This window comes from Bartonella sp. AD24XZML, assembly GCF_042196485.1.
In the GTDB taxonomy this organism is placed as follows: Bacteria; Pseudomonadota; Alphaproteobacteria; order Rhizobiales; family Rhizobiaceae; genus Bartonella.
In genome coordinates, this window is the sequence record NZ_JBHIQH010000015.1 from 38,798 (window position 1) to 52,329 (window position 13,532).

Consider the following 13,532-nt stretch of genomic DNA (forward strand, 5'->3'; position numbering starts at 1 on the left):
GATGAATTATCATTATAAAACAGTTTTTTGTATAAACCATACAAATGGTAGGAGTTTTTTACGGGGATGTTTTTATGGTTGAGGTAACTGAGTGATCAAGCATTGTACAATGGGAGAGGGTATGGTAAAAGAATGTTTTAGCAAAGTGTCTCTTTAAGTTAAGGCCATGGGTGAGCAAACGAGGCGGGATTTTCTGTTTTTGGTAACAGCTGTTGCAGGAGCAGTTGGAATGGGAGCGGTTATGTGGCCTTTTATCCGTCAGTTGCGTCCAGATGAAGCTGTTTTGGCATCTTCCTCTGTTGAGGTTGATCTTTCTGGTATTGAAGAGGGGATGTCGGTAACGGTAAAGTGGCGAGGACAGCCTGTTGTTATTCGAAATCGTACGGCAAAAGAAATTGCTGATGCTCGCGCTACTGAATTGAGACTTCTAAAAGATCGTCAAGCGCGCAATCCTAATCTTGAAGGTGAAAAGGAAGCAACAGATTTTGCGCGTTCAGCAGGTAAAGGACGTGAAAATTGGCTTATTGTTATTAATCTTTGTACGCATCTAGGCTGTGTAACACTTGGGCAATCGGGTAAATTTGGAGGATGGTTGTGTCCATGTCATGGGTCTGTTTATGATACTGCTGGAAGAGTGCGGTCAGGTCCAGCTAACCATAATTTGACTATTCCACCTTACCAATTTCTTTCTGATACTTTGCTCAAAATAGGATAAAGTCATGATAAGGTTTCCTCCTTATTGTCCTAAAAGTGCTCTTGCTCGTTGGTTTGATAAGCGTTTTCCTCTTCCTCGTTTTTTTTATAATGCATTTGTGATTTTTCCTGTTCCGCATAATCTTAATTACTTTTACACATTTGGCGGTATTTTAACTATTATGCTTTTATCACAGCTCTTGACTGGTATTGTCTTGGCTATGCATTATGTTCCGGATATTCATTTGGCTTTTGAAACTAGTGAACGGTTTCGGCGTGAAGGGCAGTTTGGTTGGCTTTTTCGTCCATGGCATTGTGTAGGCTCTTCGTTTTTTTTTATTGCTGTTTATATCCATTTGGCACGTGGACTTTATTATGGTTCTTATAAAAATATGCGAGAAATGGTATGGGTTACAGGTATTTTTATTTATATCATCATGATGGCAATAGCATTTTTGGGTTATGTGCTTGTTTGGGGGATGATGTCTATTTCAGCGGCTTCAGTGATTGCAGGGCTTTTAAAAACGATACCTTTGGCGGGGATATGGTTGCATGAGACACTTCTGGGTGGTTATGTCGTAGGACAACCAACGTTGAATCGTTTTTATGTTTTCCATTATGTTTTATCATTTATTTTGCTTCTTTTTGTGGGGCTGCATATTTGGGCAATTCATTGTGTTGGGCAAGGCAATCCAACAGGTCTTGCTATACAATCAGATAAGGAAACGGTTCCATTTTCGCCTTATGCGCTTATCAAAGATATTTTTGCTATTACTGTTTTTCTCATCTTCTTTGCCTGGTTTTTGTTTTATATGCCCGATTATATGGGGCAGGCTGAAAATTATAGTGTGGCAGATCCTTTAAAGGCACCTCTTCGTGTGGTTCCAGAATGGTATTTTTTGCCTTTTTATGCGATGCTTCGTGCTATAACTTTTGATATTGGTATTTTCTCTTCAAACTTTGTTGGCTTTGTTTTATTCGTCAGTTCGATTTGCATTTTAATTTTTGTGCCATGGTTAGACCGCTCTAAAATATGTTCAGCAAGATATCGACCTGTTTATAAAATTTTCTTTTGGGCGTTGGTTATTGATGTCATTTTTCTTGGTTGGTTGGGGTCAAGAGAAATAAGTGACAAAATTCTTTTATGGACACAATTGGCTACGGTTTATTATTTTATATTTTTTTTGGTTATTTTGCCGATTTTGCCAGCGTTTGAAAAAAAATGTTCTCTTCCTTCTTCAATTATGCAAGATTTAAAACAGAAAAAAAAGAGACTATGGTAAATGTTTTTGTCGGGCTGGTTGTTATTGTTGCTATGAGTTTTTCTGCTCAGAGTTTAGCGAGTGATGCCTCTGATCAGGAAGAGGGATTTATTTCTTTTCCTTTACAGGTTCCTAAAAAACAAGAATGGAGTTTTTCAGGTCCATTTGGGCTTTATAATAAGGCGCAATTGAGGCGCGGATTAAAGGTTTATAGACAAGTTTGTTCCAGCTGCCATGGGCTAAAATATGTGGCTTTTCGCAATTTAAAAGATCTTGGGTATGATCAAGAACAGGTCAAAGCTTTGGCGGGGCAATATGAAGTGCGCGATGGTCCTAATCGAGAAGGAAAATTTTTTAAACGTGCTGGGGTTGCAACGGATTATTTTCCTTCTCCCTTTTCACATGAAGAAGAAGCAAGATTTGTTTTGAATAGTGCTTATCCTCCAGATTTGACATTGATGGCACGTGCACGTGGGGTATTTTTGCCGTTTCCTGCTTTAATTACTGATGTATTGACTCATTATGATACAGCTGGTCCAGATTATATTACAGCTCTTTTAACAGGATATCAGAAGGCACCGAAGGAGATAAAAATTGCGAATGGTTATTGGTATAATCCTTATTTTATTGCTGGTAATTCTTTAACTATGGCTCCTCCTTTGAGTGATGGTATGGTTGCTTATGAAGATGGGACCCCAGAAATCGTTGAACATTATGCGCGCGATGTTTCTGCTTTTTTGATGTGGGCTGCCGATCCTCATATGGAAATTCGTAAAAAAACCGGTTTTCGTGTTATTTTATTTTTAATCATTTTTGCAGGGTTTGTTTATATTTTAAAAAATCGTATTTGGTGTGGTTTAGAAGAAGAATTAGAGAAAGAAATAAAAGACGAAATAAAGAGAAAAGGGTAAAGCGACAAGGCTCAAAAGAATATAGAGTATAAAGAGCATAAGGAACAAATCTTTTTATGATGCATTGAGGTTTTATAAAGTAAAAGCAAAGTAAAAATGGAGATGTTAAAATGAAAAAAATTGCATGTACTACTCTTATGTCAATTTTGATGGTTTCTAGTACTTATGCTCAGTCTTTTGAAGTGCCTTCAAAACCTGAAATGATCTCTTCGACGGGTATTGTACAGGTAGGGATAGATAAGTCTGTGCGTTATGTGACACCTTTAGCAACGGATTTTGTTGCTTCCAGTCTTATAGGCGCCAATGTATATAATATAGAAGATGAAAATATTGGTGAAGTAAAAGATATTATTTTACGTGAAAATAATATTGCAGGATTTGTTATTGCTGTTGGTGGTTTTCTTGGCATAGGCGAGAGTTATGTGGTCGTTTCTCCAGAAACAATCCAGATGACAAATGATTATGGTAAATGGAAACTCATTACAAATGCGACAAAAGATTCTTTAAAGAACGCTCCAACATTTAAATACGAAGGGCGTTGGACACGCTAATTTTATATTTCTATTCTTTAATGGATCAAGCTGTTGCTATCACAATCATATGCTAGCAACAGCTTTTTTGTTCTAAAAACTTTTGAGAATTTTTACGACAAGATTCCAAGGAGCTATTACCAAAGTTTTCAAGATAAACTATTAAGACAGAGTGAAGATTTAAGTATTATGTTTAAATAACATGATATCGCCATCTTGCACAATGTATTCCTTTCCTTCATCGCGGGCTTTCCCTGCTTCCTTTGCACCGCTTTCTCCACCCAGAGCAATATAGTCATTATAGCTGATGGTTTGCGCACGAATGAAACCGCGCTCAAAATCTGAATGAATAACACCAGCTGCTTGGGGAGCTTTTGTACCACGTGTAATTGTCCATGCTCGTGTTTCCTTAGGTCCACAGGTGAAGTAAGTAATGAGATCAAGTAAATGGTAACCAGCGCGAATGAGGCGATTGAGACTCGGTTCAAAGAGTCCTAGAGCATTGAGATATTCTGATGCTTCAGCATCACTCAGTTGTGTAATTTCCGCTTCGATAGAAGCAGAAATGATAATGCTTTGCGCATTTTGCTTTGTTGCCATTTTTTCAACTGTTTGGGTAAAGCTATTTCCATGAGCGGCGTCATTTTCGCTTACATTACAAACATAAAGTACAGGCTTGGAGGTTAAAAGATTCAAACTCTTAAGAATATGGTGTTCATCGGAAGAAATATCTTTGAGTAATAACCGGACAGGGTTTCCCTGTTGCAGTATGTTTAATGCTTTTTCCATAATAGGTAAAATTGTGAGAGCTTCTTTGTCTTTTCCGGTTGCTCGTTTACGGATTTGTATGATTCGTCTCTCAAGATTTTCAAGATCCGCAAGCATGAGTTCGGTTTCAACCGTTGTCGCATCACAAACAGGATCAATACGTCCCTCTACATGGGTAATATCTTCATTTTGAAAACAGCGTAAAACGTGGACAATGGCATCGACTTCGCGAATATTGGCTAAAAACTTGTTTCCTAAACCTTCGCCTTTTGAAGCTCCTCGCACAAGCCCCGCAATATCGACGAAGTTAATGCGTGTAGGAATCATTTCTTTTGAACCAGCGATTGATGCAATTTTTTCCATTCGTAAATCTGGAACAGCAACTTCACCGGTATTGGGTTCAATGGTACAAAAAGGATAATTGGCAGCCTGTGCCGTGGCTGTTTTTGTTAATGCATTAAAAAGAGTTGATTTCCCGACATTAGGTAATCCGACAATACCGCATTTAAAGCCCATGAGAATCTTTCTTTTCTATTGATTTTATGGTCAAGATAAAGCTTCCTTTTTATAGCATATTTTCAGAAGAGTTATAGTCCTTGTCTTGCGATAAGTGAGAAAAAAGTCTAAAGTAGTAGGTATCTACTTTTTTACCTTAGTTCTTCTTGCCTTATTGTTCTCCTTAGTTACAAGGATAAGAAAACTTCGAATTAATGTTAATATTGTGCTAAGTTTTTCATGGTATGCAAATCTGCATAAATAATTAATCGGAGAAAATAGAAGAGTGTTATCTCGTTGTGCCTTTTTAATTGCAGCACTTTTGGCTTTGGCTGGATGTGCTACACGTCAGTCAGATATGTCATCGGTACCTTTTCAACAAGTTCGATACATTCCACCAGAAATACAGGCTTTGTATGGTCCTGTAACGAATGAGACCTATTCGTTACCTGCTGTTGATCTTGCGACAATTGATCCAAAATATTGGCGACAAGAGGTGATTTATTATACATCTTATGCGCCTGGAACATTGGTTATCGATACGCAAGAGTGTTTTCTTTACCTTATTGGTGAAAATGGAAAAGCTTTGCGTTATGGGATTGGTGTCGGTAAAGAAGGCCTAGCATTTGAAGGTGAGGGGGTTATACAGCGCAAGCGTCGGTGGCCAAATTGGGCTCCTACTGCAGCTATGATGGCTCGAGAACCAGAACGTTATGGTCATCTTGGGAAAGGAATGCCACCAGGGCCCGATAATCCATTAGGTGCGCGGGCACTTTATTTGTTCAAAAATGGGAAAGATACACTTTTCCGTATTCATGGTTCACACGAATCGTGGTCAATTGGGCGTGCTATTTCAAGTGGGTGTATCCGTTTGCTTAATCAAGATATTATTGATCTTTATGATCGTGTTTCCGTTGGTTCGCGTGTTGTGGTATTGCAAAACAATAGGAGTATTCCTACAGTTTATAGTCAACAATCAAATGGTTACGATCCGCTACAGTCGACCATTCAGCCAAATGATTTTTTTTAATTTAGGGGAGAAGATTGGAGAGAGCCGTTTGAGTATTTTGGTTTGCTGTTCAATCTTCTCTTTCTCTCAAAAGAGAATAAAAGCCTTTCTTTTTCAAAGGTGTATACAAGCTTGTATTCTGTTCTATTTTTTAGCTTCTCACGTTGCCAACAGATTTTGCCTTAAGTTTATAAGAGGATTTTTTTAAGAGTTCTTATTCATATTCTTCACGCGACTGGGACATGCAAGCCAATGGTTCTAATTGTTTTTTATCGTTTGTGAAACTTCATTCATAAAGAGGGATTTATCATCTTTTATAAGGAGAGCGATATTTTTTGCGATTGTCTCTAAAAGAGGGGATAACCATTCTTGATCAGATTTGGTAAAATTTCCCAGGACATGCTGATGAACAAGTTCTTTGCTTCCAGGATGACCAATTCCTATGCGTATACGACAATAGTCAGTACCACAATGGGCATCAATAGACTTAATGCCATTATGCCCATTATTTCCTCCACCAATTTTTATACGAACTTTCCCCGGTGACAGGTCTAGCTCATCATAAATGATGATCAAATTCTTTAAATCTAATTTATAAAATCGCAAAGCTTCACCGATAGCTTGACCAGAAAGATTCATGAAAGTTTGTGGTTTTATAAGAAAAATTTTCTCATTATTTATGAAACCATTGGAGATTTCTGCTTGAAACTTCTTTGACCATGGAGAAAAAGAGAAGGACTGATAAATGGCATCAACAGCCATAAAACCGATATTATGGCGGTTATTTTGATATTGTAAACCAGGATTGCCAAGACCAGCAATAAGCCACATGTGTATCTTCAGTCAAAGTATGAGTAAGGGTAATGTCTCATAAATTAAGGCGGAAAAAATTCCCGCCTTTTGAGTTTTATGAAGTTTCCGTGTCTTCTTCATCATTTTCTTGTTCAGAAGTTTCATCGCTGACATCCATGCCAGCAGGAGCTGCAATGGTTGCAATGGTAAAGTCTCGATCTTGGATGATGGGAGTCACATCTTTTGGCAGTTGCACTGCTGAAATGTGAATAGAATCACCAATAGAGTAGCTGGAGAGATCAATTTCAATAGCTTCAGGAATAGCACTTGCTGGAGCTGTACATTCAATTTCGTGCCGAACAATATTGAGGACACCACCCTTTTTAAGTCCAGGTGCCGTATCTTCATTGAGGAAGTGGACAGGAATATTCACTTCTACAACGGATTTTTCTGAGATGCGCAAAAAGTCTACATGGAGGGGAAAGTCACGCACGGGATCTAATTGATAATCTTTTGGCAAAACCATAATTTTTTGCTTGTCAAGAATAATCGTTGCAATGGTGGTACGAAAGCCACCGGCATGAATTTTGTAGAAAATTTCTTTATAGGGAACTGTTATTGCCAAGGGTGGTTGTTTTTCACCATAAATGACAGCAGGAATAAGACCGTTGCGGCGAAGTTCACGGGAGGACCCCTTACCAACCCGCTCGCGTTTTTCAGCCTTAAGAGTGTAGCTTTTGCTCATAATTTAAGTCCTTTTTACATGATTGGAGATCCTTCAAAAACAGTAATAGTTTTTGCATGGATATGAAGATATGCGCTAACCAACAGCGATCACTCCATTCTGCGTTGCCTCCAAGGGTGTCTACGCAGAAGTTTGTTCTATAGTTCAAACTATTCATAGATGCAAGAGTTGTGGGAAAAATCGATGATTTCTACCGTTAAAAAGGAGGAAATGTTACAAATTACGGTGTGGATGGAGAATCAACCAATATGTGCTGGCGCTGATATGTTCAAAATCAAACACTGGAGATGTTATGAAGGTTGAGATTGCCTTGGGTGAGATGTCAGAGAGTCGTGCTTTGCATAAATCGATGCCAGCACTTCTTGACTTGGAAGAATTATTGGCGACACGTCTTCTTGTACAAGGTAATTCCGGTTCAGGAAAATCACATCTTTTACGCCGTCTTTTGGAGCAAAGTGCTAAGTGGGTGCAGCATTGTGTAATTGATCCAGAAGGCGATTTTGTAACTTTGGCAGATAAATTTGGTCATGTTATTGTAGAGGCTCAACGTAGTGAATTAGAATTGACTCGTATTGCCCATCGCATTCGACAACATCGAGTTTCAGTGGTATTTAATCTTGAAGGCTTGGATACTGAACAACAGATGCGTGCTGTAGGGGCTTTCCTTGGGGCACTGTTTGATGTAGAACGTGATTATTGGTATCCTATGCTTGTCGTTGTCGATGAAGCACAATTGTTTGCTCCAACTGCAGCAGGAGAAGTTTCTGATGAAGCGCGTAAAATTTCTTTGAGCGCTATGACCAATCTTATGTGTCGAGGACGTAAACGTGGTCTTGCTGGTGTTATTGCGACACAACGTTTGGCTAAGCTTGCCAAAAATGTTGCTGCGGAAGCTTCAAACTTTTTAATAGGGCGGACTTTTTTAGATATTGATATGGTGCGCGCTGCTGATCTCTTGGGAATGGAGCGTCGTCAAGCGGAAATGTTTAGAGATCTTGAACGGGGAAATTTTATAGCTTTAGGACCTGCTTTATCACGACGTCCCTTACCAATCATTATCGGTTCTGTTGAAACTTTGGCACGCTCTTCTAGCCCTAAATTAATGCCACTTCCAACAGAGCGGGATGATGTGCAAGAGCTCGTTTTTACTGCTTCACCAGAGGAAATTTTAACGCCATTTAAACAAACACGAGAGCCGATGAGGGAAAAGTCAATGCACGAGATGTTAGAGGAGGTAGTGCATAAAAAACAAGAGTTGTTGGAAGAAAATCTAAGTTTATTTCCTGAACTTTCTGATGTTGAGCGTGACGGGCAAGCAGAACATATTATTCGGGAAATTCTTGAGGATTCTGAAGCTTTTTATCGTTCAACAGCGGTGCTTTATCAAGATTTTTCAGTTCGTTGTCGTATCCATGGTATGTCAAAGGTTCCTTTTAATCTTTCACAATTTCGGCGTAAATTGGCTATTGCTCAGGCTTTTGTTGATGAACAAACGGCTGTCAGTGAACATTGGAAACATATTTTGCAGATATCAGAAAGTTTGGAAGAAGATGTTCAAGGAGTCTTCTTGAACGTGGCACAGGCCGCATTAGGGGGAAAGCCATGTCCATCTGATGCATTTTTAGCACGGCTTTATGGGACTCATTCTTTAAGCCGTGCACGCCGACTTTTAACCTACTTTGAAGAGCGTGGACTTATTGTTATTCACACGCATTTTAGTGGTCAACGTATTGTTGCATTTCCTGATCTTGGTGTTGAAACAGCACCAGGAGACCCCAGGGAACCACTTTAACCAAATAAGCTGGAAACCGATTGTTCTGCTGCTGTCCTTGCTATTGCTTCTCCCATAAGGTCGGCAATGGGCAAAACACGAATATTATGGGTTTTCTCAATAGCTTGTGTTGGCATAATTGAATCTGTAATAACCAATTCTTTCATCTCTGAATTGGCAATTCGCTCGATTGCATTACCAGAAAGAACACCGTGCGTGATATAAGCCGTGACACTATTGGCACCATGTTTAAGCAGAGCACTTGCTGCATTGCATAAAGTTCCACCTGAATCAACAATATCATCAAGCAAAAGGCAATCTTTTCCCGATACATCTCCAATGATATTCATAACTTCTGATTCACCGGGGTTTTCGCGACGTTTATCCACAATAGCGAGCAAACTGTTCAAGCGCTTGGCGAGCGAGCGAGCGCGCACCACACCACCCACATCAGGTGAAACAACGATAACATTTTCAAGAGAATAATGCACTTTGATATCGCGAGAAATGACAGGAACAGCATAGAGATTATCCGTAGGGATATCAAAAAAACCTTGAATTTGTCCTGCATGAAGGTCCAATGTTAAAACACGATGGGCCCCTGCTTCCGTAATTAGGTTGGCAACAAGTTTTGCAGAAATAGGAGTCCGTGGTCCTGGTTTTCTATCTTGGCGGGCATAGCCAAAATAGGGGATAACAGCTGTAATACGACGCGCAGAAGAACGACGAAGGGCATCAATCATGATGAGTAATTCCATCAAATGATCATTTGCGGGATAGGATGTAGATTGCAAAACAAAAACATCTTGTCCACGTACATTTTCATGCAGTTCTACGAAAATTTCTTGATCAGCAAAGCGCTTTACAGTTGCTTTGCCTAAGGGGATGTTCAAATAATTTGCAACATCTTCAGCTAGGCGTGGATTAGAATTTCCGCAGAAAAGTTTCATAGTAGAACCTCTGAATCATCATGGTGGGAATGCGACACGGTTTTTAATTTCTTTTTATTAAATTGCAAGAGAACAATTACAAAAGCCTTACAATTTTATTGATTATTATTAAAGAGCTATGCAGTATGTTTTCTCTTTTTCCAAAAGTTTGTTACTTTTAGAGCAAAGTTTTTTCTCCATGCGGCAAAGAAATACATATTGATTAAGCTTTTTAGTTATTACTTTATAAAAATACTTTCAATATGGGGAATGTTTCATATTTAAGATGAATGAAGGGGAGTAATAAAAAGAAGTATCATCTTGCCTTCAATCATTATAACCAAACATTGAAAATGATCATAGCGAAGGCTATCATATTTTATGGGCTGGTAGATAATTTCGTGAAAAAAGCAAAGTACAATGGGGCTTATTTTTCCATTTGGGTAAAAAGTTTAGTTTTGCAGTTTTGGTATTGTTCTCAAGCATAAAAGGGGCTCATCTTTTGTTTTTCAGCATAATAGCAGAAATTTGTCGTCCGTAATCGGGTTCGTTACGGTGTATTGCACGGCGATAGGAGAAAAAACGCTGTTCATCTTGATAGGTACAAAGCTCTAAACAAGAAGCATTAACACCTGCTTCTTTGAGTTGGTTTATAATAAATGCCCATAGATTAAAATAAAAGCGATTTATTTTGTCTGTTTTTAAAAAATATTTTTGGTATTTGCTGTGGTAATCAATAAATTGGTCGTAAAATTCATTTGTTACTTCATAGTGATAAGGGCCAATACAAGGTCCCAGGACTGCTGTTATTGATTGTCTTTTGGCTCCTTGTTTTTCCATAACAGCAATTGTTTTCTCGATAATTCCATTTAAGCTTCCACGCCAGCCAGCATGAGTTGCAGCGATGACTCTAGCTTGTGGATCAGCAAACAGAATGGGTCCGCAATCTGCTGTAAGAACCCCAATAACGAGTTCTGGGGTGGTTGTAACGAGAGCATCAGCTTGAGGAGGTGCACCGATAGTTGCTTGATGAGCTACGACAACGTTACAGGAGTGTATTTGATTAACTGTGACTAAATTTTGCGCTTCAATAGAAAAATAATTGGCAATCAAAAGACGATTCTGTACAATATATTCAAGTTGATCATTTGAACCTTTCCCAACATTAAGACTATGATAAAGATTTTTTGAAACACCACCTTGACGTGTAAAAAATCCATGTTTTATTCCATGGGTGTGTAAAGTAGAAAGATTTTTTGCAAGAATGGGATGAGGGATAGATTTCATAAAAGTTCCTTATGGAGATTATTTAAAGTGAGGATGGAGATGTTCATATTTGTCAATGAATATTTCAGATAATGATGTGTTTATTGACAAAAGCGCCGATCATTAAAATTGGAGAGGTATGGAGATATATTTATCACTGAAATGTAAAACTTTAAATAATTTTCCCATCTGATCTGGACCAGCGAGCCGTTCGATGTCTTGGCGGATTTTGTCTTGCAAAGGAGCACTTTTGCCAACTCCAAGCTGGTTTGCGCGCTCCAGTAGCCCCATTTTAAAAAGAAACTCTCCTTGCTCTAAGATTTCAGCAAAACAGCCCTGTTCAAGAGCTATGTTTTTTAAAAAAGAAAAATCAACATGGGATGTTAAATCATGTTCACCAGGGGCATCAAAAACATCACGAAATCTATGTTTTGAGAGTGCTTGCAAGGTATCGCCAAAGGCAAGCTCACAAGCACCATAGTCGATAAGTAAAGCAGAACCTGTCACTTGCACTAAATGGTGGCTGATTTGTTGCATGAATTGATGCCGTAAGGGGGCATGTTCAAAAATTGTTCCGTCAGGCACTTTAGAACAATAGGTTTGTAGACAAGAAGAGGGAAGTTTATGCGGGGCAGCAATAAAGATGAAATCTCCATTTTGATTGACTGTAATGCGGCGCTCTTTCCATTCTCCATTGATTTTAATATATTGGTTGATAGGGAGTGTATCGAGAAATTCATTAGCAATGAGGAAGAGAGGTTTTGAAGGAATTTGATTAAAATTTTCAATGCTATGGATTTGTTTTTGATAAGAGCAAAGGCGCTTTTTTTGTTCTTTTGCAAGTTTTTTGCTTATTTCGATCAGAAAAATTTCAGCAGCATTAAATGCTCTTGTAGAAAGCTTTTGGATAGTTCGCAAAATATCATCCATCAAAGTTCCACGTCCTGGACCTATCTCAGCGATGATAAAAGGATGAGGATAACCTTGAGCTTTCCAGCTTGCAAGAGTCCAAATGCCAATCATTTCTCCAAATAATTGGCTTATTTCAGGTGCTGTAATGAAATCACCAGCACGTCCGAAAGGTGTTTGTGTTTGATAATAACCAAATTGAGGATCTGTAAGTGCCAACGTCATATATTGGCTAACAGTGATTGGTCCATTAAGGACAATAATTTCTTTAATTTTTTCTTTGAGATTGGCCATTTTCTGTCGGTTTATATTTAAAGGCGTGGAGAAGAAGATAAAACCCTACAAGAAGCATGGGAAGAGATAAAGCCATGCCATAGGTAAAACCAGTAGAATGGAAAAGAGTCGAAAACCATTCTGGATCTTCTTGAGGCGCACGGTAAATTTCAGAAATGCTGCGTGTTACTGCGTAGCCTATAATAAATGTTCCTGATACAGTACCGGGACGTTTTAATGCTTTGAACCCAAAAATAAGAAGACACAGGATGATGAAGAGAAGAAATCCTTCCATAAATGCTTCGTAAAGCTGGCTTGGATGGCGCGGTAAATAGTAAGGATCGAGAGGAAAACAAACAGCCCAAGGACGTGTAGTAATATTACCCCATAATTCTTGGTTAATGAAGTTGCAGATTCGTACAATGCCGATACCAATAGGAGCACCTGCAGCAATGATATCAAACATGGCTCGTATGTTAATATGATTTTTACGGGCAAACCAGATCATAGCAATGATAATACCAATAAGTCCGCCATGAAAGGACATTCCCCCATCCCATACGGCAATAATAGCACTTGGATGGTTAAAATAGTAAATGGGATCCCATACAAGAACTTGTCCTAAACGCCCTCCGACAACAACACTTATGGCAGACCATACAACAAAATCTCCGATCTTTTCTTTATCCATAGGAGGACAGTTTCTATACCATAGAGATGTTTTTTTTAATAATTTTTGCGCATACCACCAAGCAAAAAGAATACCCAGCACGTAACCAAGTCCATACCAATGAAGTGTTATGGGACCTAGCTGGATAATAACAGGATCAAGAAAAGACGGAAAAGCAATGGCTGGACAAGACAAATTGTTCATGAGTTAAGCATCTTACATTATACGAGATGAATATGAAGTGACTCTGATGGTCAGAAATGACAGATGAATACACAATGGTCAAGTCAGTAGGGAGGCTAGTCAGAAAGGGGGGGAGATTTCCACTGATTTATCGTGGTAAAAAATATGGTGATAAAAGGAATATTAAAAAATCTTAAACAAAATCATTATGAAAAATCTGCACAGTATGTAAAATATAGAGTAAAAGGAACAAATTACAGTATCTGAATGTTATGAGAATACGCTATAATGCGTGCGTCAATAATTAAAATTTAAGGAAAAAGGTT

Annotated in this window: 13 protein-coding genes; 6 read left to right on the forward strand and 7 right to left on the reverse strand. The window is 38.6% G+C overall.

The window, feature by feature from the left end; genetic code table 11:
• Nucleotides 1-166 precede the first annotated feature (166 nt).
• The 4 genes from petA (at nucleotide 167) to ACFIMX_RS01500 (ending at nucleotide 3,417) form a co-directional block, all read left to right on the forward strand.
• Nucleotides 167-715 (forward strand): ubiquinol-cytochrome c reductase iron-sulfur subunit, encoded by a 549-nt coding sequence (gene petA, locus ACFIMX_RS01485; protein ID WP_375640581.1) that lies wholly within the window; start codon nucleotides 167-169, stop codon nucleotides 713-715.
• Nucleotides 716-719: 4 nt separating this feature from the next.
• Nucleotides 720-1,976: a cytochrome bc complex cytochrome b subunit gene (locus tag ACFIMX_RS01490; RefSeq protein ID WP_375617596.1), complete on the forward strand. Its 1,257-nt coding sequence runs from the start codon at nucleotides 720-722 to the stop codon at nucleotides 1,974-1,976.
• A complete protein-coding gene (locus tag ACFIMX_RS01495; protein ID WP_375640579.1) occupies nucleotides 1,970-2,866 on the forward strand; it encodes a cytochrome c1 in 897 nt (298 codons plus the stop codon). The genes ACFIMX_RS01490 and ACFIMX_RS01495 overlap by 7 nt, the downstream gene beginning before the upstream one ends.
• A 110-nt stretch (nucleotides 2,867-2,976) precedes the next feature.
• Nucleotides 2,977-3,417 carry a PRC-barrel domain-containing protein gene (locus ACFIMX_RS01500; RefSeq protein WP_375611176.1) on the forward strand — a complete coding sequence of 147 codons (441 nt, stop codon included), beginning with the start codon at nucleotides 2,977-2,979 and terminating at the stop codon, nucleotides 3,415-3,417.
• A gap of 159 nt (nucleotides 3,418-3,576) precedes the next feature.
• On the opposite strand, the gene ychF is transcribed toward ACFIMX_RS01500, so the two are convergent.
• Nucleotides 3,577-4,680, reverse strand: coding sequence for a redox-regulated ATPase YchF (ychF, locus tag ACFIMX_RS01505; RefSeq protein WP_375617598.1), 1,104 nt, complete (start codon nucleotides 4,678-4,680; stop codon nucleotides 3,577-3,579).
• 265 nt (nucleotides 4,681-4,945) lie between these two features.
• Between ychF and ACFIMX_RS01510 the strand changes: the two genes are divergently transcribed.
• Nucleotides 4,946-5,689 carry a L,D-transpeptidase gene (locus ACFIMX_RS01510; protein WP_375617599.1) on the forward strand — a complete coding sequence of 248 codons (744 nt, stop codon included), beginning with the start codon at nucleotides 4,946-4,948 and terminating at the stop codon, nucleotides 5,687-5,689.
• 237 nt (nucleotides 5,690-5,926) lie between these two features.
• Here the strand turns inward: ACFIMX_RS01510 and pth are convergent, their stop codons facing one another.
• The gene (gene pth / locus ACFIMX_RS01515) at nucleotides 5,927-6,499 is read right to left on the reverse strand and encodes an aminoacyl-tRNA hydrolase (protein WP_375617600.1); all 573 of its coding nucleotides are present in this window, start codon (nucleotides 6,497-6,499) and stop codon (nucleotides 5,927-5,929) included.
• 76 nt (nucleotides 6,500-6,575) lie between these two features.
• On the reverse strand, nucleotides 6,576-7,205 hold the full coding sequence (locus ACFIMX_RS01520) for a 50S ribosomal protein L25/general stress protein Ctc (protein ID WP_375617601.1): 630 nt from the start codon (nucleotides 7,203-7,205) through the stop codon (nucleotides 6,576-6,578).
• Between the two features lie 292 nt (nucleotides 7,206-7,497).
• On the opposite strand from ACFIMX_RS01520, the gene ACFIMX_RS01525 reads away from it, so the two are divergent.
• The gene (locus ACFIMX_RS01525; protein ID WP_375693930.1) at nucleotides 7,498-8,997 is read left to right on the forward strand and encodes a helicase HerA domain-containing protein; all 1,500 of its coding nucleotides are present in this window, start codon (nucleotides 7,498-7,500) and stop codon (nucleotides 8,995-8,997) included.
• Here ACFIMX_RS01525 and ACFIMX_RS01530 read toward each other — a convergent pair.
• The 4 genes from ACFIMX_RS01530 to lgt form a co-directional block, all read right to left on the reverse strand.
• Complete coding sequence (locus ACFIMX_RS01530) at nucleotides 8,994-9,926, reverse strand: ribose-phosphate pyrophosphokinase (RefSeq protein ID WP_375640576.1); 933 nt, start codon at nucleotides 9,924-9,926, stop codon at nucleotides 8,994-8,996. The genes ACFIMX_RS01525 and ACFIMX_RS01530 overlap by 4 nt on opposite strands.
• A 474-nt stretch (nucleotides 9,927-10,400) precedes the next feature.
• Nucleotides 10,401-11,192, reverse strand: a complete 792-nt coding sequence (pgeF, locus tag ACFIMX_RS01535) for a peptidoglycan editing factor PgeF (protein ID WP_375640575.1) — start codon at nucleotides 11,190-11,192, stop codon at nucleotides 10,401-10,403.
• Between the two features lie 102 nt (nucleotides 11,193-11,294).
• A complete protein-coding gene (locus tag ACFIMX_RS01540) occupies nucleotides 11,295-12,374 on the reverse strand; it encodes a class I SAM-dependent methyltransferase (RefSeq protein ID WP_375693931.1) in 1,080 nt (359 codons plus the stop codon).
• Nucleotides 12,349-13,227, reverse strand: coding sequence for a prolipoprotein diacylglyceryl transferase (gene lgt / locus ACFIMX_RS01545; RefSeq protein WP_375617606.1), 879 nt, complete (start codon nucleotides 13,225-13,227; stop codon nucleotides 12,349-12,351). The genes ACFIMX_RS01540 and lgt overlap by 26 nt, the downstream gene beginning before the upstream one ends.
• Nucleotides 13,228-13,532 lie beyond the last annotated feature (305 nt).